The following is an 18,398-nucleotide window of genomic DNA, read 5'->3' as shown; positions in this document are numbered from 1 at the left end:
TGCGTTGTTTAGCGGGTCAGCTTGCGGTGGGTCACGCGCGACGGGCGGGCGGCTTCCTCGCCCAGGCGCTCGACCTTGTTCTTCTCGTAGTCGCCGAAGTTGCCTTCGAACCAGAACCACTTGCCTTCTTCGACGTTGCCTTCCCACGCCAGGATGTGGGTACAGGTGCGGTCCAGGAACCAGCGGTCGTGGGAGATGACCACGGCGCAGCCCGGGAACTTCTCGAGGGCGTTTTCCAGCGAGCCGAGGGTCTCGACGTCGAGGTCGTTCGTCGGCTCGTCCAGGAGGATCAGGTTGCCGCCTTCCTTCAGGGTCAGCGCGAGGTTCAAGCGGTTGCGCTCACCGCCGGAGAGCACCTTGGACGGCTTCTGCTGGTCCGGGCCCTTGAAGCCGAAGGCGGACAGGTAGGCGCGCGAGGGCATCTCGTTCTGGCCGACGTGGATGTAGTCCAGGCCGCCGGAGACGACCTCCCAGACGGTGGCCTCGGGGTCAATGTTCTCACGGTTCTGGTCCACGTAGGACAGCTTGACGGTGTCGCCGACTTCCACGGAGCCCGCGTCCGGCTCTTCCAGCCCGACGATGGTCTTGAACAGGGTCGTCTTGCCCACGCCGTTCGGGCCGATAACGCCCACGATGCCGTTGCGCGGCAGCGTGAACGACAGGTCCTTGATGAGCACGCGGTCGCCAAAACCCTTGACCAGATCCTTGACCTCGACGACCTTGTTGCCCAGGCGCGGCGGGGTCGGGATCTGGATTTCTTCGAAGTCGAGCTTCTTGTACTTCTCGGCCTCGGCAGCCATCTCCTCGTAGCGCTCCAGACGGGCCTTGTTCTTGGCCTGGCGGGCCTTCGCCCCGGAGCGCACCCAGGCCAGCTCGTCCTTCAGGCGCTTGCGCAGCTTGGCGTCCTTCTTGCCGGCGACCTCGAGGCGCTCCTGCTTCTTTTCCAGGTAGGTCGAGTAGTTGCCCTCGTACGGGTAGAGCTTGCCGCGGTCGACCTCGCAGATCCAGCCGGCGACGTGGTCCAGGAAGTAGCGGTCGTGGGTCACGGCCAACACGGCGCCCGGGTAGTCCTGCAGGTGCTTTTCCAGCCACTGGACGGACTCGGCGTCCAGGTGGTTGGTGGGCTCGTCGAGCAGCAGCAGGTCCGGCTCGCTCAGCAGCAGCTTGGCCAGTGCGACGCGGCGGCGCTCACCACCGGAGAGGTTGGTGACCGGGGCATCGGACGGCGGGCAGCGCAGGGCCTCCATGGCCTGCTCGATCTTGGAGTCGACCTCCCAGGCATCGGCGGCGTCGAGCTCTTCCTGCAGCTTGCCCATCTCTTCCATGAGCTCGTCGGTGTAGTTGGTGGCCATCTCTTCCGCGATCTGCTCGAAGCGCTGCTTCTTCTCGAAGATGTCGCCGAGGCCCTCCTCGACGTTCTCGCGGACCGTCTTCTCCTCGTTCAGCGGCGGCTCCTGCTGCAGGATGCCGACGGTGGCGCCCGGATCCAGGAAAGCCTCACCGTTGGAGGGCTGGTCCAGCCCGGCCATGATCTTCAAGATCGAGGACTTGCCGGCGCCGTTTGGCCCCACGACGCCGATCTTGGCGCCCGGGTAGAAGGCCATGGTGACATTGTCCAGGATGACCTTGTCGCCGATAGCCTTGCGCACGTTTTTCATCGTGTAGATGAACTCGCCCATCATTCCCCTTTTCGTCCATTGGGTCAGGTTTTATCACCACAAACACTACCGCAAGTTGCCCACTGGCTACCCCTTAAGGCACAGAACCCGCCGGCACCGCAGGGCGCCGACGGGTCGTGAAGTAGCTGGCGGATTAGCTCAGGACGCTGCGCGCACTGGCGGCGGCGCGATCACCCGCGGTATCGGTGGCGGTATCCCCCTCTCCGTCGCTATCGTCGCCGGATTCCGCAGACTCCGCGGCTTGTGCCGGCTCCGGCTGCTTGGGCGCGGACTTCGACAGGTCCTTGTCCACCGGGTAGTCCAGGACGCTCTCGCCGGGGATCTCCACCCCGGCGGCGTTGGTGACGGTTTCGATCTTGCGGGCGCCGATAACCCAGCGGTTCATGTCCAGGCCCAGCCATGAGGCCTTCAGGTAGATGCGGCTGCGGGCCTCGCCGGACTCAGTAGTCCACTGGCTGGTCACCAGCGAGCCGACGGCGATAATCGGCATCCCCTTTTGCAGGGTGATGCGGCAGGACTGGGCCAGCTGGCCCCAGACCTCGACGTCCATGAACAACAGGTCGGAGTCTTTCCAGGTGTCGGTGGACTGGGTGGAGTTATCGCGCACGCGCCGCGAGGAGGCGACGCGCAGGTTGGTTTTCATGGTCTCGTCGTTGAACTTAACGAGCTGTGGGTTATGGGTCAGGTGGCCAAAAACGGTGATGGACAGTTGAGACATCTCGGTTTAATTCCCCTCGAGCAAATAGTGTTCTTCGCGCCCCGCGGTCGCGGGCCGCTGGTGTCCATGCTCGCCGAGGCGGCAGCGGCTGTAAACCGGCGCCGGCCGTACCTGTGGATAAACCCCGCCCCCACGGCGCGAAATATGCCTATGACGGGGACGGGGTGGCATCGTCAAGCACTATGGGTGCTGGTGAGGTGCCTACATCTGCCGGAAACGACTAATGTCACCATCCTCGCTCAGCCCGGCCAACATGCGGTTGTATTCCTCCAAGTCGGCGTCGTGATCCACATCCGCCTTCGCGTCGTGGCGCGCGGCGGTGTTGCGATCCTCGCGCAGCCAATCGACGAAGAGCTTGCCGAAGACGATAACCAGCGGGAACTGCCCGAAGCCCCAGGCGATGCCGCCGCCCTCGCGCTGGTCCGCCAGCAGGTCGATATCCCACGGCAGGTTCAGGGAGTTGTAGAACTCCTCGCCCAAGATGGCGTTGAGCTGCATGAGGTAGACGCCCATGTAGAGGTGGACCGGCATGGACAAAAACAGCACGAACAGGCGGATGTGCACCGGCGCGCGGTTCGGCAGCGGATCCGGGCCGATGACCTCCCAGAAGTAGAGGTAACCGGACAGCAAGAACATCCAGTTCATCAGGACGTGGCCGGCGTGCTCCGAGATGGCGAACTCGTAGAAGTCGAAGGACAGGTAGATGGCGTAGAAGACCACCAGGAACTGCAGGAGGTTCACGGCCGGGTGCGTGATAGCGCGCAGGATGCGCGACTTCGTCACCGCGACGGCGTAGTCGTGCAGGCTGGGCCGGCCCGGCCGCCCCGCGGGGAAGGCCTCCATGAGGAGGGTGAGCGGCGCGCCGAGCACCAAAAACAGCGGGATGACCATGGACAGGACCATGTGCCCCAGCATGTGCATGGAGTACATGGCTGGGAAGTACAGGCCGATGCCCGTCGACATCACGACGGTCATGCCCAGCGAGCCGAGCATCCACCAGGCGGTGCGCATGGGCGACCAGCTCAGCCCGATCTTGCGCAGCCGGTAGAGGGCGTAGACATACAGCCCCGCCAGCACCAGGCCGATGACCCCGAACATGATGTCAAAGCGGAAAAAGGTCCACACGTTCCAGAAGGTGGGGCGCTCGAAGAGCTCGTAGCCCAGCTGGATCTGCATGGAGTTCAGGTTGGGATCCCGCGGCGGCGGGGGCGGCGTGCGCCCCATGGTGATGGCCACGCCGACCGTGGCGGCCATGACGGCCACCTCCACCACCGCCACGCGCAGGAACAGGCGCGGGCGCTTGTCCAGCTGCGGGATGGTCAGCTGGCGGTGGACGAAGCCCAAAAAGGCCAGCACGACCAGCAGCCCGGTCTTGGTGGTGATAATCAGCCCGTAGCGGGTGGTCAGCCAGTCCGACCACTCCACGCGGATGGCGGCGTTGACCACGCCGGAGGCGGCCATCGCCAGCGCGGCGACGAGCGCGAGCGTCGAATAGCGGCGCACCGCCTGCCCCATTTCCGGGCCCAGGCGCCGGCCATGGGCGATGAGCGCCATGAGGCCGCCGACCCAGAGCACCACGAACAACAGGTGCCACAGGTAGGAGTTGGTGCCGTAGTCGTGGTCGCCGCCGGAGGCCGAGTGCCCGTCAAACCCCAGGGGAACCACCATGGTGATCGACAAAAACAGCAGCACCGGCTGCAGGGACCACTGCTGGCTGAACAGGGTCAGCACGCCGACCAACGCCGCGATCACCGCGGTGGCTAGCCACGCCTGGGCGGTGGCCACCTGGGACAGCGCCAGGCCCAGCATGTCGGGGCTTAAGACCTGGACGAAGGGCGTGCCGGAGACATCCGACATGACCAGCGGGATCTCCAGCAGCGAGACAATGGCCACGCCGAAGGAGGCAACCATGCCGGTGCGGGCGGCGAGATGGCCGTCGACGGTCAAGGGGGCATCGATAAGCCGTTCGTTGTCCCCCTCCGGCACGGCCGGGGAAATCAGAAACGCCGCGGTCAGGTAGGAGCCCACGGCCAGGGCCATAAGCATCCAGGCCGCGCCCCGGAACGCCGGCAGGCCGATGGTGGTCAGGCGGCCCGGATCGGGAATGCCTAGGGCCTGCAGCGAGTCGGCCAGGAAGAACATCGAGATGAACCCTCCGACCACGCCCGCGAAGACCGTGGCTGCCGCGTAAATACCCCAGCTGGATCGCACCTGCTGGGTGCCGGTACTGGGGCTAGGCTTCTTCGTCGCATCCGCGTCGGTGGCGTGGCTGAAAGACATGCCGCTATTCTACTTCGGCGACGTTTCCATAACGAAAATGATTAATGGTCTATTTTCTGGCACGATGGGATTTATGGATTCTCGGCAACTCCACTACTTCCGCAGCGTGGTTGACCACGGCGGATTCACGCACGCCGCGGCGGCGATGGAGATGACCCAGCCCTCGCTGAGCCTATCCATCCGCAAGCTCGAAGACGAGCTCGGCATCCAGTTGCTCAACCGCAGCCGCGCCGGGGTCACCCCGACGGACGCCGGCAACTACGTCTACAAAACCGCGGTTAAGCTCGACGCCCTGCTCAGCCAGACCACCCAGCGCATTAGGGAGATGGCTGGCGGGCTGGCCGGCTCGGTCTCGGTGTGCTCGGCGCCCGAGTTCAACTGGACCGTCATGCCCGCCGTCCTGCACCAGATGCTGCAGGAGGCCCCCGACGTGGAGGTCTACGTCGAAGACCCCTCCCCCAGCATCACGCTGGAGCGGGTCCTGGACGGCACCGTCGACGTCGGCCTGTTGCCGGTCACCGACCCGGCCGCGGTCGCGCGGCGCTTCGTGCGCCAGCTCGACGTCGTCGAGTTCGCCCGCTTCCCCTGGGTGGTCGGCCTGCCCGAGCGCCTGGCCGACCTGTCGGATCCGGTCTCGCTCTACGACATCCGTGACGAGACCTGGGTGGTCGTGCCCCGCAACCCGGAGTTTATCGGGCTCACGGAGCTGCTGGACGAGCTCTGGGCCGACCACCCCGATGCCGTGCCCGCGCGCCGGCAGGAAATATCTACGCTCCAGACCGCCATCCCGCTGGTCGCCGGCGGGCTGGGTGTCGCACTTTTCCCGGAGACCGCCCGCACGTTTAAATCCGAGGGAATCCACTACCGCCAGCTCAAGGAGGAGCTGCCGATGATGAGCGGCATCCTGCTCACCCGGCGCGACGCCGACCTTTCGCCGGCCACCCAGCGGCTTATCGAGCTGGTCAAGAAGGTCGGCAAGCAGCGCGCGGACAACGGCGCCGCCACCAGCTAGCGGGCCGAGTGTCTCCGGCGCCGGGCCGGTCGAGTAAAATCTGTCCTGCACTGCGCGACAGCGCGGCGCCTGCCCCTTGTTAGCCCCTATAGCTCAGTGGATAGAGCAGCGGGTTTCTACCCCGCGTGTCCCGGGTTCGAATCCTGGTGGGGGCACCGCTTTCTCCCGTCTGAGCGGGACTAAAATAGCAGCCATGGACATCACCCTGGCTACTTTCTCCCACTGGCCCACCGAGCTGACCCCGCCGGGCCTGCGCTTCGATAACTGCTACCCGCCCGCCGCGGACTACCCTTCGGCCCGCAACGCGGTGCTGACCGGCCAGTACCCGCAACGCCGCGCGCGCTACCGCATCTCCGACGTCTTCGCCGACGCCGGCTGGCGCGTCACCGAGGGCGCAGAGCCCGCCCAGCCGGGCGAGAACGTCTTCCGCCTGTGGGAGGAGCCGGGCTCGCTGCCGGATACCGGCGTCGTGGCCGTGGCCACGCTCAGCGATTCCCCGGGGCCCATGAGCATCTTCTGGCCCGGTGTGGCCGAAGGCGGCACCTCCCAGGAGCTGGTCTCCCCCATGGATCTCGCGCCCACCCTGGCGGCCATCGCGGGCCTGGACGTGCGCCCGAACGCGCGCCTGTCCTTCGACGGGCTCAACCTCATCCCGGTCATCCGCTACGGGGCGTCCGGGCACGCCGCGCTCTTTTTCGACAACGGCATCCGGATGCAGGACGCCAGCCTCATCGACGGCCACGCGAGCAAAGAATCCCGCCGGGCGGCCCTGCAGGAAGAGTGGGACACCTGGCGGGAATTCATGGACTTCGGCCCGCTGCAGTAGCGCGGGGCCGGGCCTAGGCCTGCGGGCCTTCCGGCATGCAGATCCACAGCACGATGTAGATGGCCAGGCCCCAGGCGCCGCCCAGCGTGGCGATGGCGAACAGGGCGCGCACCAGGGTGGCATCCACGTTGTAGGTCTCGGCGATGCCGCCGCACACGCCGGCGACGTAGCGGTCGGTGGTGGAGCGGTGGAGTTTGTCGTTCATGGGGGGGTATTTCTCCTTCTTAGGGGTCGGGGTTTTCCTTTCACCTTCTATTCAACCGTGGATTGTCCCGCAGCGCATCAGGGTTTTTCCCTGAACTAACCCGGATCTTTTCGCTAGGCTGAGTGGCACCGCCTAAGGTCGAACGCACCATCCGCGAAAGGACTTGAACCCGCTATGCCGAAAAAATCCGGACTGCTTGCCCCCACCCGCCATTCCTATGCCCTGATCACCGGCGCCAGCCAGGGCATCGGTGAGGCCATGGCCCGCGACCTGGCCGCGCTGGGCCACAACGTGGTCTTGGTCGCCCGGCGCAAGGAGGTGCTGGACAAGATCGCGGGCGAGCTCAGCGCGGCCCACGACGTCGAGGCCGTGGCTTTCGATGCCGACCTCTCCCGCGCCGAGGACGTCGACCGGCTCCTCGAGTTCATCCGCGGCCGGGAGGTGAGCATCCTGGTCAATTCGGCCGGCATCGCTAGCTTTGGCCCGTTCATGGAGCAGGACTTCGGCCACGAGACCGACCAGTTCCAGCTCAACGCCACGGCCGTGCACCGGATTACCCGCGCGGCGCTGGAGCAGATGCTGCCGCGGCGGCGCGGCGCCATCTGCAACGTGGGCTCGGCGGCCGGCAACATCCCCATCCCCAACAACGCCACCTACGTCTTCACCAAGGCCGGCGTCAACGCCTTCACGGAGGCACTGCATTACGAGCTGGCCGGCAGCGGCGTCAGCTGCACGCTGCTCGCGCCCGGCCCGGTCCGGGACGCCGTCGTCCCCGCGGAGGAGCAGTCCATCGTGGACAAGGTCGTGCCGGATTTCCTGTGGACGACCTACGAGTCCTGCTCGCAGGAAACCCTGGCGGCCATGGCCCGCAACCAGCGCCGCGTGGTGCCGGGACCGCTGTCCAAGGCGATGAATACGATTAGCCAGGTGCTGCCGACCCCGCTTATCGCGCCGCTGGTGGGCAAGTTCTACTCGCAGATGGGGTAGCTAGACTGGTGGTTATGCATAGCCAAGAGATAGCCCCCAAACACGACCGCCTGGTGTGGATCGATCTGGAAATGACCGGTCTGGATCCGGACCGCCACGTCATCGTGGAGGTCGCGGCCGTTATCACCGACGGCAACCTGAACATCCTGGGCGAGGGCATCGACCTCGTCGTCCACGCCACCGAGGAGGAGCTGGCGCAGATGGACGACGTGGTTACCGAGATGCACGCCAACTCCGGGCTGGATACCGAAATCCGCGCCTCCCACACTACCGTCGAGCAGGCCGAGCAGGCCGTCCTCGAGCTGGTCGCGGCGCACTGCGACCCGGAGCACCCCGCCCCGCTGGCCGGCAATTCCATCGCCACGGACCGCAGCTTCATCCGGCGCTACATGCCCCGGCTGGATCAGGCGCTGCATTACCGCATGATCGATGTCTCCACCATCAAGGAGCTGGCACGACGCTGGCACCCGAAGGCGTATTTCCACCAGCCGGATAAGGGGCTGGCCCACCGCGCGCTGCAGGACATCGTGGAGTCCATCCGCGAGCTGGACTACTACCGCCGCAGCGTCTTCCGCACCGACGGCGGCCCGGACAGCGGCCAGGCCCTCGAGGCGAAGGCCGAAAGCACCCACGCTTACCAGGCGTTTTTGTAATTCGCCATTGATGGGTTAACCTAAATAGCGCTGCTAAGGCAGCGATGGTGGCTGTAGTTCAGCTGGTAGAGCACCAGGTTGTGATCCTGGGTGTCGCGGGTTCGAGCCCCGTCAGCCACCCCAAAGTTAAAGCAGGTCAAGGATTCCTTGGCCTGCTTTTTGCTATTGCTTACTGTTGCGCAAGGAGCCTTTCGCTCTCGGCCCGGCCGGCGCGGTCCGGGATATCACCCGTCACCAAGAACTCTTCCACGCCCAGCTGGCTAGCAATTGCCGCTAGCTCCCGACGCACTGCGCCCGGCGTGCCGACGACGTGGTGGGCCTGGATGTCGCGCATGCGGGCGCGCTGCTGGCTGGTCATCGCGGCGAGATCCAGGTCCGCGGCCGGCACCAGCGGGCTAAACCGGCCGGTGGATTGGGCCATCGCCTGGGCGTAGGCCTCCGGGGCCAGCAGATCCGCGGCCTTTTCCTCTGTTTCCGCCACCGCGATATTCAGCGAGGAAATCACGTGCGGGGCGGGGCAAAACTCGCTGGATCGGAAGTTCGCGCGGTAGGTCTGGGCGGCCTTTAACTGGTTGGCCACCGGCCCGCCCAGGATGACGCCCAGCCCTAAGCGCCCGGCGGTGCGCGCGGAGGCGTAGCCGGCCAGCAGGAACAGGCCCACGTCGCCCTCGAGGCGCGGGCGGGCGGTCACGGCGGCATCGCCGCGCAGGTAGGACAGGAGCTCGTCTAGGTCGTCGCCGTAGCGCTCCCGGGCCTTGGGGTCTTGCCGAAGTGCGGCGCGCACCGGGGCGGTAAAGCCGACGGAATTGCCCAGGCCGATGTCCACCCTGCCCGGGTACAGCGCCGCCAGCGTCGCCACCTGCTCCGCGATGAGGAAGGGCGAGTGCCCGGGCACCATGATGCCCGCCGTGCCCACGCGCAGGCGCTGCGTGGCCGCCGCCGCGTGCGCCGCCATTAGTGCTGGCTGCCCGCTGGGGATGCCGTCGACGCCGTGGTGCTCGGCGACGGTGAAGCGCTCGAAGCCTAAGGACTCGACGTGCCGGGCGTGCTCGGCGACCCCGCGCAAGGTCTCGGCCTCCGTTTCGGCCGGGGTTGCCGCGGCCCTATCTAAGACAGAAAAACGCATGCTCCCCACGGTAGTCATCGGCCGCGGGGAGCATGCGCTCCGCAAAGGTTGAGTTGGCTGGGCGGGCTAGGCGTTGCCCGCCTTCCAGTCCTCCCAGGACATGTTCCAGTCGCCGAGCCCGTCGTAGGGCGAGAGCACCCCGCCGGAGGTGTTCTTGACCAGGACGATGTCGCCGCGGCCGACCACCTGCTGGAACCACTGGGCGGCCTCCGGGGTGACGTTGATACAGCCGTGCGAGGTGTTGGTGTTGCCCTGCGCCCAGACCGACCACGGGGCGGAGTGGACGTAGATGCCCGAATAGGACATCTGCGTGGCATAGTCGACGACGGTCTGGTAGCCGCCGGCATCGAGAGCCAGGCCGAAGGTCGTGGAGTCCATCATGAGCTGATCGTGCTCGTCGCCGATGATGTAGCGGCCGTTCGGGGTGGCGTACTGGCCGTCGCGGCCCAGCGAGACCGGGATCTCGCGCAGCAGCTCCTGGTTCTTGTAGACCCGCATGGTCTTGGTGTTGTCGTCCACGATGGAGATGACCCGGTCGCCGATGGTGAAGCTGGCCTCGTTGTTGGAGCCGCCGAAAATCTTGTTACCCAGGTCGACGCCCTCGATCTCCGCCTTCGCGGTCACCTTCGTACCCGGCTCCCAGTACTCCTTCGGACGCCAGCGGACCTCGTAGTCGTTGACCCAGTGGAACGCGCCCTCGACCGCCGGGGAGGTCTCCACCGTCAGGGCCTCCTCGGCCTTCTTGCGGTCCGGCACGGGCACGCCGAAGCGGAAGTTCACGGTCTGCCCGACACCGACCTCGGCGCCGTCCAGCGGGGCCATGGCCACGTCCACGGTGCCGTTGGCCTCCGGGGTGGTGAACTGGACGGTCTTTTCCTTGCCGTTCTCGTCCTTGGCGTAGATGGTGTAGGTCCGGTTGTAGCCCAGCGTCTCGTCGCTCGACCAGGTCTTGCCGTCCTCCGAGAGCTTCTCTGCCACGACGTAGCCCTGCTCGTTGGTCATGGTGACGGTTTCCAGCCCCTTGCCCAGGGACTTCACGGTCACGGGTGTGAAGGGATCGACGTCTTCGGCCCCGTCCTTGACCGAGAATTCCGGAGCCTTCTTCTCCTTCTTGGCCACGCTGGTGGCACCGGCTTCCGATGCCTCACTGACCTCCGGCGCCCCCGCGTCCTGGCCTTCGGGATCACCAATCGTGCACGCGGCCAGCGAGACCGCCGTAACCGACGCAATCACCGTCACTGCGCCACGGCGCAGCAGCGAAATCGTCCTAGTCAAAACTCAAAACCCTTATCTAGCCTGGTTCTTTCAACCTGCAAGTCAACCTGCGAGTCAGCCGCCGAGCCGCCTTCGTCGCGGACTCGTCACCCAATCTCACTAACCATATCGACAAAATGGCCCCAAGTTGTACACAAAATTGACGCTCCGAGCACTTTGATACCTAATCGTTGCATTCCGAATGAAGCGCGCAATAACGTTGCGTTAATAGCCCGTAAAAACCTGGGATGACCAGCCGATTTTACTATTTTCTTTGAAGGGGTTAAAGTTATTTTCCGTTGCAAGGACAGCGGCCGAGAGATTGGCTCAAGTTTTTGAAACAATGCGCCATTAGCTCAATTGGCAGAGCAACTGACTCTTAATCAGTGGGTTCGGGGTTCAAGTCCCTGATGGCGCACCACCTCCCCCGCGGGCCGTGATTTCACTGGCCAGCGGGGGCTTTTTGGTTTTGCACCACCCAGATTTCCTCGCCGGCTAGATTTCCTCGCCGGCGATCTCGTAATCCTCGGCGTCGTGGACGGGAACCTCGGTGCCGTCGGACATCTTCAGGTCGGTCATCCGGTTGTCCGGATCCACCACGCCGATGTCGTGGCCGGACTCGCGCAGGCGGCGCAGGCCCTCCTTCAGCATGCGCCGGCCCATGCGGTTCGACCCGGTCACGCCGGACATGTCCAGCACCACGGCCTCGTTGTCGAAGTCCTGGTCGGCCAGCTCGTAGAGGATGGTCTCCGCGGCGTTGAAGTTGATTTGCCCCTGCAGGCGGAAGACGTAGGTGTCTTCTTCCTCGTGGATATCGCGGATGGGCGCGATACCGTAGCGCTCCTCCGTCGACATCAGGTGCAGGCCCATGTCGCGGGAGACCAGTTTGAAGGCCTCTACGCCACGCACGCTGTTGCCTTCCTTATTCAGCCGCGGCGAGAACGTCGCGATGCCCAACTGGCCCGGCAGCGTACCGATGAGCCCGCCGGCCACGCCCGATTTGGCGGGGATGCCGACCTCGGCCATCCAGCGGCCGGCGCCGTCGTACATGCCGGCCGAGCTCATCACCGACAGCGTCAGGCGGCACACGTCCGCGTCCAGGATCTTCTCCCCGGTGACCGGCTGGCGGCCGCCGTTGGCCAGCGTGGCCGACATCACGGCGAGGTCGCGTACGTCGACCAAGAGGGAGCACTGGCGGATATAGGTGGTCACGGCATCGGGGGCCTCGTCCTCGATGATGCCGTAGTTGCGCAGCATGTGCGCCAGGGACAAGTTGCGGTCGGAGTGCTCCAGCTCGGAGCCGCACACGCGCTCGTCCATGCCGAGCTCCCGGCCGGCCAGGCGCGACATATAGGAGCGGATGCGCTCGACGCGTTCGTCGACGGTCGAATCCACGCCGTTAATCAACTGCGTGACGGCGATGGCGCCCGCGTTGATCATCGGGTTGACCGGCCGGTGGTCCTCGGCGTTCAGCGACAGCTCGTTGAAGGCCTCGCCGGAGGGCTCCATGCCGACGATTTCGCGCACCGCTTCCAGGCCCAGCTCCTGCAGCGCCAGCGCGTAGACGAAGGGCTTGGAGATGGACTGGATGGTAAAGCGCTCCTCCCTATCGCCGGCGCTGTAGACGTTGCCCGTGGTCGTGCACATGGCCGCGGCCAGGTAGGAGGGGTTGGCGTCGGCCAGCTCGGGGATATAGTCCGCGACGGCGCCGCCGTCGGAATAGCGCACTTTGTCGAGGATCTCTTCGAGGTAAAAAGGAATCGGAGTTTTCACCCTGACCAGCCTACCGACAGTTAAACTAGTCCTCATGACTACGCACGCCGATGCCCTCCTCGTCGTCGACGTCCAGCACGACTTCTGCCCCGGCGGCGCGCTCGGCACTGAGCGCGGCAACCTGGTGGCAGACGGCATCGCTGGCGTTATTGCCGACTATCCCGCGGTGGTGGCCACCCTGGACTGGCACATCGACCCGGCCGGGCACTTCTCCGACAACCCCGATTTCGTCGACACCTGGCCGGTGCACTGCCTGGCCGACAGCGAGGGCGCCCGCCTGCACCCGGCGCTGCCGCAGGACCAGATCGACGAATTCTTCTACAAGGGCGCCTACACCGCCGCCTATTCCGGCTTCGAGGGCGCCAGCCAAGCGGGCACGTCGCTGGCGGACTACCTGCGGGGCCGGGGGATCAAGCGCGTGGACATCGTGGGTATTGCCACCGATCACTGCGTGCGCGCCACGGCCCTCGATGCCCTCCGCGAAGGCTTCGCCGTCACCGTGCGCCAGGACCTGTGCTCGCCGGTGAGCGAGGAGGCCGCGCAGGCCACCTTCGCCGAGCTACGCGCCGCCGGGGCCGAGCTGGCCTAAGACCTGTGGATAACCCCGCGTTGTATTCCGTGTAATACAAATTCGGCGAGTTATCCACAGCTTCGACCGCCTGGCTGTTGAGTCAGGGCGGCGGGCTTTCTAGCGTGAGGGTCATGCACGCACTCGAAGCCTCCATCCGAAGCCGCGCCGACGGCATCACGTACTTGTCCCTTGCCCGCGACCTCGACTACGACACCCTCCTAAGCTGGGGCGAAGACCCCAGGCCGCCCGCACGCTGCTAGGCCTGCGCGACCTATTCTTCAGCACCGCCTCTTTTTCCGCCCAGCGCGCCGCGGCCCGCGATGCCGCCGCCGAGACCGGCCACAGCTACGCCGCGCTGCTGGCCATCTACAGCCAGGTCAAGCGCCTCAAGCGGCAGTCCGATGCCATCTCCCTGCTCCTCGAGCTCGCCCGCACCCCGGGCGATGCCAAGAAGCTGCGCTCGCTGGGGCGCAAGCGCGTCAACGACATCCAGCCGCGGCCGCCGCGCAGCCCCGGAGTCAACGTCACCCGGCGCAGCGACGGGACGGCGACGCTGTCCATCACGGCCTCCTCGCTGGACATCGCGGACCTGCACGCTCATATCAAGACCGTCGAGGACGCGCGCGCCGTCTTCGAGCGCGGGGCCGAGCGCCCGCAGATCACCACCAACGTCGTCATCCAGCTGGACGAGTTCGTGCAGCTGCTCGATGGCTCTGGCCAGGACGTCGAGCTGCAGCTAACCAACGGCGGCCGGCTGACCGGGGCGGAGCTGGTCGGGCGCATCCTGAGCGATTACGGATACGTCGGGCTCTTCCACCCGGTGCACGGCCCGCTGAACCTGTACCGCAGCAAGCGGCTAGCCACCTGGAAGCAGCGCCACCTGGCCATGCTGGAAAACCCCACCTGCGCCTGGCCCGACTGCCGCGCGCCCGCCGAGGATTGCCAGGTCCACCACCTGCAGGCCTGGGCCGCGGGCGGGAACACCAACGCCGACAACCTCGTCACGTTGTGCCGCTACCACAACTCCGTCAACGACGACTCCCCCGCCCGCTCCCGCCGCGGGCGGCTCGTCCGCCGCCACGGGCGCGTGGTCTGGACCCCGCCCCGCCGCGGATGAACCGCCCCGGATGAACCACCGAGCATGAAAAAGACCCCCGCCTGGCAAAGAGGCGAAGGTCGGATTCGGAAGGATTTGGACTAAGGGGGAAATTACTTGCGCTGCGCGAGCAGGCGCTGCAGTTCCTTGATGTCGCTGGAACGGCGACGGGAACGGAAGACCGCGAAGGCGATCCCGCCAACAACGACGGCGGCGACGCCGGCCAGGGCGATCTGAACGTTCTTGTCCTGGAGCTTGTCCTGGGCGGCAGACTTGGCATCGTTAGCCAGGTTCTGCGGGCGGCTGCGGTCGGCCAGCTCGTCCAAGGTGCCGGCCAGTTGGCGACGGGTGCGCTCGATGTCGCGCTGGATGTCCTCAATACTGCGTGCCACGTTCTACTCCTGGTATTTCGCTTAAAGATTATCGGGTACGCGGACATTCTATCGCGTTTGCCGCCAGCGTGACGTATTGACCCAAACTCAGCCACCTGCCGGGCCGGGTATGGTGGATAGCATGACTGACCAACAGCGTTTAGAAGTAGGCGACACCGCCCCCGCATTCTCCTTGAGCGACGATAAAGGTAACACCGTCAGCTTGAGTGATTTCGCCGGCCAGCAGGTCCTGGTTTATTTCTACCCGCGGGCCAATACCCCGGGCTGCACCAAGGAGGCCTGCGATTTCCGCGACTCCCTGGAAGAACTCAACGACCGGCGTATCGCCGTCGTGGGCATTTCCCCGGACACCCCGGAGAAGCTGGCGAAGTTCCGCGCCGATCACGATCTCAACTTCCCGCTGCTGTCCGATCCGGACAAGGAGGTCATGACGGCCTACGGTGCCTTCGGCGAGAAGAAGAACTACGGCAAGGTCGTCCAGGGCGTTATCCGCTCCACGTTCTTGGTGGACGCCGAGGGCAAGATCGCCCTGGCTAAGTACAACGTCAAGGCCACCGGTCACGTGGCCCGCATCAGCAAAGAACTAGACGCCTAAATTATCCCTCGATGAGCACACCCTCCACCGACAACCCCGGAACTGACGCGAGCGAACAGGCCGGCACGGCCGAGATCCTTCTCCCGCGCCGGCGGCCGGCGCAGGCCCGCAGCCGCGAGCGGTTCAACCGGATTCTGCAGGCCGCGCGCAGCGTGCTCGTGGACTTAGGCTTTGAGTCTTTTACCTTCGACGAGGTCGCGCGCCGCGCCGAGGTGCCGATTGGCACTTTGTACCAGTTCTTCGCGAACAAATACGTCCTCGTCTGCGAGCTCGACCGCCAGGACACCGCCGAGAACCTAGCGGAGATCCAGCGCTTTTCCGAGCACGTTCCGGCGCTGCAGTGGCCGGACATTTTGGACGAATTTATCGATCACCTGGCCTCGATGTGGCGCAAGGACCCGTCCCGGCGGGCCGTCTGGCACGCCGTCCAGTCCACGCCGGCCACCCGCGCGACCGCCGCGGCCACCGAGCGCGAGATCTTGGAGCCGCTCGCCGACATCCTCGCCCCGCTGGCTACCGGCATGGACTACGAGGAGCGCATCGAGCTGGCCGGATTCCTGGTCCACACGGTCGTCTCCCTGCTCAACTACGCCATCCGCACCGAGGACGCCGATAGCTTCGCCTCCGTCGTCGGCGAGGTCAAGCGCATGCTGGTGGCCTACCTCTTCTCGGTGGCCACGACCTAGTGGCCACGACCTAAGCGCCGCACGCGCTAGCAGGAAATAATCACCGTCGCGACCGCGTAGTCGCCGTCGTGGGAGATGCTGAGGCTGGCCTGCCAGCCGGGGAGGGAGGCATCGATAGCCGTGCGGACCTGGCCGCTCACCTGCAGTCCGACCCTCCCCCACGCGTCCGGCTGGACGCTGATTTCGGCCCAGTCGACCTCGTGTTCCGCCAGCCGCGGCGGGCGCCCGTAGAGCGCCTGGGACCACGCCTTGATGAAGGCCTCCTTGGCCGCCCAGCGCCCCGCCAGGTGCTCGTCCCGGCGCGGCTTGGTCGCGGCCACCCGCTGCTCGAGGGCGGAAAAGACCCGCTCGAAGGTGGTGCCTTCCCGCCCCAGCTGCTCGGCTAAGCCCGGGATGTGGACGATGTCGGTGCCAACGGCGAACATCTAGCGCAGCTCCCCTCCCCGCAGGCGGGCCTGCGGATCCAGCAGTACCTGTGCTTCCCGCGCGGTGCCGCGCCCGCCCAGGTTGCGCCCCTTCGGCCGGGTATAGAGCGCTCCCTGGCCGTGCATGGCTCCGTCGCGGCGCTCCCACCCCGCGCGCTCGCGGCGGGCGGCCTGGGTGCGCCACTCGTTGAGCGCGAACTCGCCCTTGGCCTGGCGCAGCGCCTGGGCGAACGCGCCCGGGTGCACCACGGCGATAAGCGCCGAGACGTGCCCAAAGCCCAGGGAGGTCACCAGCCCGGCCTTGATTTCCGCCGGCAGCGGGGTGCGCGGCCAGACCAGGTCGGAAAAGCGGCGCAGCTGCGGGTCGACGCAGTCCAAGGCCCGGTTCGGCGGGATGATCCCGCGCCGCATGACCTGCATGAGCCCGATGAGCTGGAAGGCCGCCGCCCCGCCCTTGGCGTGCCCGGTCAGGTGCTTTTGCGAAATCACGTACAGCGGGTTGCCGGGGGTGCGCCCGCTGGCCCGCGCCAGGCGCTGGTGCAGGTCGGATTCGTTTGGGTCGTTGGCCTCCGTGGAGGTGTCGTGCTTGCTGATAACGCGCACGTCGTCGGCGCCCAGCCCGTACGGGGCGAGCGCGGCCGCCAACCGGTTGTCCCGGGCGGCCGAAAGTGCGCCCATCCCGGGCGCGGGGATGGAGGTGTGCGCCCCGTCGGCGAAGGACTCCGCAAACGCCACCACGCCTAACACCGGCAGGCCCAGCTCGGCCGCTAGGTCGCCGCGGGTCAGCAGCAGCGCGCCGCCGCCGGCGGATTCCACGAAGCCGGCGCGCCGCCGGTCGTTGGGGCGGCTGAAATAGCGCTCGGCGATGCCCGCCGCCGCCAGCGCGGCAGAATCCGCCGTGGCGGCCATCGCACCGAAGCCGGTCACGGATTCCACGCTCATGTCGTCGACGCCGCCGGCCACCACGAAGTCGGCCTTGCCCAGCCGCAGCTTGTCGGCGGCTTCCTCCACGGAGACCGCCGCGGTCGCGCACGCGGCCACCGGGTGGACCATCTGCCCGTAGCCGCCCACGTAGTCCTGCATGACGTGCGCGGCGATGACATTGGGCAGCGCCTCCTGCAGCACGTCGTTGTTGCGCGGCTGGCCCAGCAGGCGGTCGACGTAGAGGCCGCGCAGGGAGGCCACCCCGCCCATCCCGGTGCCCTGGGTGTTGCTGACCCGCGCCGGGTGGACGTGGGCGAGCAGCTCGGCGGGGCTAAACCCGGCGGAGGTAAACGCCTCCACGGTGCAGATAAGGTTCCACACGGCCAGGCGGTCTAGGTTCTCCAGCATGTCGGCGGGGATGCCGTAGGCGGCCGGGTCGAAGCCGTCGGGCAGCTGGCCGCCCACGAAACGGGTCATCACGGTGCGCCGCGGCACGCGGATTTCGCTGCCCTTCGGGCGGGTGACCTCCCAGGCATCCCCGGCAGGGCGCACCCGGGCGCCGGCGGCGGCGAAGGCGCGGGCGCTGTCGGCGTCCGCGGTGCTGAAGGTCAGGTCGCGGTCCAAGTAGACCGTGGTCAGCTCGCCGGCGAGGTTGTCGCTGATGCCGGCATCGTCGCGCAGGCGGCGCACGCCGACGCTGGCCATGACCTCGTCGTGGAAGCGGGCGTAGATATCGGCCTCGGCTACCGGCTCCCCGGCGGCGTCGACCCAGCCGTCCTCCCAGCGGATAAGCCGCATCGACCAGGCCAGCTCCACCACGCCGGCGGCGCTGAGGTCGCCGCCGAGCTCCGCTTCGAAACGGGTGCGCGCGCTGCCCCAGGGGCCGAGCTCGCCCGCGCCGACGACGACCACCATCTCCTCCAGGCCGGCCGTGACCTCCCCGAAGTCCGGCTCCGGGGCTGGGGCCGCGGCCGCGGCCAGGTTGGGCAAAGCCGGCACGACGCGCCCCTCACGCTCCGGCGCGGCCTCTGCCCCGACCGCCGATGCCTCCTGCCGCAGCGCCGCCAAATCCACGTCCGCGGCGGCTAGTCCCCCGGTCAGATCCACCGCGACCGGCTCTTCGCGCGCGGCCCGGCGGGCGGCCGGGTTGGCGCCTTCGGCCAGCCGCTCGGCGGCGAGCTCGCGGGTGTCCCAGG

19 protein-coding genes and 3 tRNA genes are annotated in these 18,398 nt (G+C 66.8%); 11 read left to right on the top strand and 11 right to left on the bottom strand.

The features are described 5' to 3' along the window. Positions 1-8: 8 nt before the first annotated feature. From ettA to ACEE23_RS01175, 3 genes are all read right to left on the bottom strand, one after another. Positions 9-1,679 (bottom strand): energy-dependent translational throttle protein EttA, encoded by a 1,671-nt coding sequence (ettA, locus tag ACEE23_RS01185; RefSeq protein ID WP_296206630.1) that lies wholly within the window; start codon positions 1,677-1,679, stop codon positions 9-11. A 133-nt stretch (positions 1,680-1,812) separates the two neighbouring features. Next, positions 1,813-2,397, bottom strand: a complete 585-nt coding sequence (locus tag ACEE23_RS01180) for a single-stranded DNA-binding protein (RefSeq protein ID WP_448872030.1) — start codon at positions 2,395-2,397, stop codon at positions 1,813-1,815. Positions 2,398-2,598: 201 nt separating this feature from the next. Beyond that, positions 2,599-4,677 carry a cytochrome c oxidase assembly protein gene (locus tag ACEE23_RS01175; protein WP_448872032.1) on the bottom strand — a complete coding sequence of 693 codons (2,079 nt, stop codon included), beginning with the start codon at positions 4,675-4,677 and terminating at the stop codon, positions 2,599-2,601. Between the two features lie 73 nt (positions 4,678-4,750). Between ACEE23_RS01175 and ACEE23_RS01170 the strand changes: the two genes are divergently transcribed. From ACEE23_RS01170 to ACEE23_RS01160, 3 genes are all read left to right on the top strand, one after another. Next, positions 4,751-5,689, top strand: coding sequence for a LysR family transcriptional regulator (locus tag ACEE23_RS01170; RefSeq protein WP_448872034.1), 939 nt, complete (start codon positions 4,751-4,753; stop codon positions 5,687-5,689). Between the two features lie 82 nt (positions 5,690-5,771). Continuing rightward, a tRNA-Arg gene (locus ACEE23_RS01165) sits at positions 5,772-5,844 on the top strand. Positions 5,845-5,882: 38 nt separating this feature from the next. Continuing rightward, entirely contained in the window at positions 5,883-6,515 is a 633-nt protein-coding gene (locus tag ACEE23_RS01160) for a hypothetical protein (protein WP_448872036.1), read from the top strand. A 13-nt stretch (positions 6,516-6,528) separates the two neighbouring features. Here ACEE23_RS01160 and ACEE23_RS01155 read toward each other — a convergent pair whose 3' ends face one another. Beyond that, a complete protein-coding gene (locus ACEE23_RS01155; protein ID WP_448872038.1) occupies positions 6,529-6,720 on the bottom strand; it encodes a PspC domain-containing protein in 192 nt (63 codons plus the stop codon). A 174-nt stretch (positions 6,721-6,894) separates the two neighbouring features. On the opposite strand from ACEE23_RS01155, the gene cmrA reads away from it, so the two are divergent. The 3 genes from cmrA to ACEE23_RS01140 all read left to right on the top strand — a co-directional run bounded on the left by cmrA (position 6,895) and on the right by ACEE23_RS01140 (position 8,483). Beyond that, positions 6,895-7,707 carry a mycolate reductase gene (cmrA, locus tag ACEE23_RS01150; RefSeq protein WP_448872040.1) on the top strand — a complete coding sequence of 271 codons (813 nt, stop codon included), beginning with the start codon at positions 6,895-6,897 and terminating at the stop codon, positions 7,705-7,707. A 14-nt stretch (positions 7,708-7,721) separates the two neighbouring features. Further along, positions 7,722-8,360: an oligoribonuclease gene (gene orn / locus ACEE23_RS01145; protein WP_448872042.1), complete on the top strand. Its 639-nt coding sequence runs from the start codon at positions 7,722-7,724 to the stop codon at positions 8,358-8,360. 47 nt (positions 8,361-8,407) lie between these two features. Further along, positions 8,408-8,483: transfer RNA gene (locus ACEE23_RS01140), tRNA-His, on the top strand. Between the two features lie 46 nt (positions 8,484-8,529). Here ACEE23_RS01140 and ACEE23_RS01135 read toward each other — a convergent pair. Both ACEE23_RS01135 and ACEE23_RS01130 read right to left on the bottom strand, forming a co-directional pair. Next, a complete protein-coding gene (locus ACEE23_RS01135) occupies positions 8,530-9,486 on the bottom strand; it encodes an MsnO8 family LLM class oxidoreductase (protein WP_368534363.1) in 957 nt (318 codons plus the stop codon). 66 nt (positions 9,487-9,552) lie between these two features. After that, positions 9,553-10,761, bottom strand: coding sequence for a L,D-transpeptidase (locus tag ACEE23_RS01130; protein WP_368520380.1), 1,209 nt, complete (start codon positions 10,759-10,761; stop codon positions 9,553-9,555). 324 nt (positions 10,762-11,085) lie between these two features. Between ACEE23_RS01130 and ACEE23_RS01125 the strand changes: the two genes are divergently transcribed. Beyond that, a tRNA-Lys gene (locus ACEE23_RS01125) sits at positions 11,086-11,161 on the top strand. A gap of 74 nt (positions 11,162-11,235) precedes the next feature. Here the strand turns inward: ACEE23_RS01125 and ACEE23_RS01120 are convergent. Further along, a complete protein-coding gene (locus tag ACEE23_RS01120; RefSeq protein WP_368520381.1) occupies positions 11,236-12,513 on the bottom strand; it encodes a glutaminase in 1,278 nt (425 codons plus the stop codon). A 34-nt stretch (positions 12,514-12,547) separates the two neighbouring features. Between ACEE23_RS01120 and ACEE23_RS01115 the strand changes: the two genes are divergently transcribed. After that, positions 12,548-13,102 (top strand): isochorismatase family protein, encoded by a 555-nt coding sequence (locus ACEE23_RS01115; RefSeq protein ID WP_368520382.1) that lies wholly within the window; start codon positions 12,548-12,550, stop codon positions 13,100-13,102. Between the two features lie 253 nt (positions 13,103-13,355). On the opposite strand, the gene ACEE23_RS01110 is transcribed toward ACEE23_RS01115, so the two are convergent. Continuing rightward, entirely contained in the window at positions 13,356-13,685 is a 330-nt protein-coding gene (locus ACEE23_RS01110) for a hypothetical protein (protein WP_368520383.1), read from the bottom strand. 93 nt (positions 13,686-13,778) lie between these two features. On the opposite strand from ACEE23_RS01110, the gene ACEE23_RS01105 reads away from it, so the two are divergent. Next, the gene (locus ACEE23_RS01105) at positions 13,779-14,201 is read left to right on the top strand and encodes an HNH endonuclease signature motif containing protein (RefSeq protein ID WP_368520384.1); all 423 of its coding nucleotides are present in this window, start codon (positions 13,779-13,781) and stop codon (positions 14,199-14,201) included. Positions 14,202-14,293: 92 nt separating this feature from the next. Here ACEE23_RS01105 and ACEE23_RS01100 read toward each other — a convergent pair whose 3' ends face one another. Next, on the bottom strand, positions 14,294-14,572 hold the full coding sequence (locus tag ACEE23_RS01100) for a DUF3618 domain-containing protein (protein WP_070769608.1): 279 nt from the start codon (positions 14,570-14,572) through the stop codon (positions 14,294-14,296). Between the two features lie 121 nt (positions 14,573-14,693). Here ACEE23_RS01100 and bcp point away from each other — a divergent pair, with 121 nt between their 5' ends. Continuing rightward, on the top strand, positions 14,694-15,167 hold the full coding sequence (gene bcp, locus ACEE23_RS01095; protein WP_368520385.1) for a thioredoxin-dependent thiol peroxidase: 474 nt from the start codon (positions 14,694-14,696) through the stop codon (positions 15,165-15,167). Positions 15,168-15,178: 11 nt separating this feature from the next. After that, positions 15,179-15,853 carry a TetR/AcrR family transcriptional regulator gene (locus ACEE23_RS01090; protein ID WP_368520386.1) on the top strand — a complete coding sequence of 225 codons (675 nt, stop codon included), beginning with the start codon at positions 15,179-15,181 and terminating at the stop codon, positions 15,851-15,853. A gap of 26 nt (positions 15,854-15,879) precedes the next feature. On the opposite strand, the gene acpS is transcribed toward ACEE23_RS01090, so the two are convergent. Together acpS and ACEE23_RS01080 are read right to left on the bottom strand one after the other, a co-directional pair. Continuing rightward, complete coding sequence (acpS, locus tag ACEE23_RS01085; RefSeq protein WP_368520387.1) at positions 15,880-16,278, bottom strand: holo-ACP synthase AcpS; 399 nt, start codon at positions 16,276-16,278, stop codon at positions 15,880-15,882. Next, on the bottom strand, positions 16,279-18,398 hold a 2,120-nt coding region (locus ACEE23_RS01080; protein WP_448873496.1), incomplete at its 5' end, for a beta-ketoacyl synthase N-terminal-like domain-containing protein.

Source organism: Corynebacterium sp. 32222D000AT, assembly GCF_053546955.1.
The sequence above is the reverse complement of the archived record's forward strand: the minus strand, read 5'-3'. Positions and strand labels throughout refer to the sequence as shown.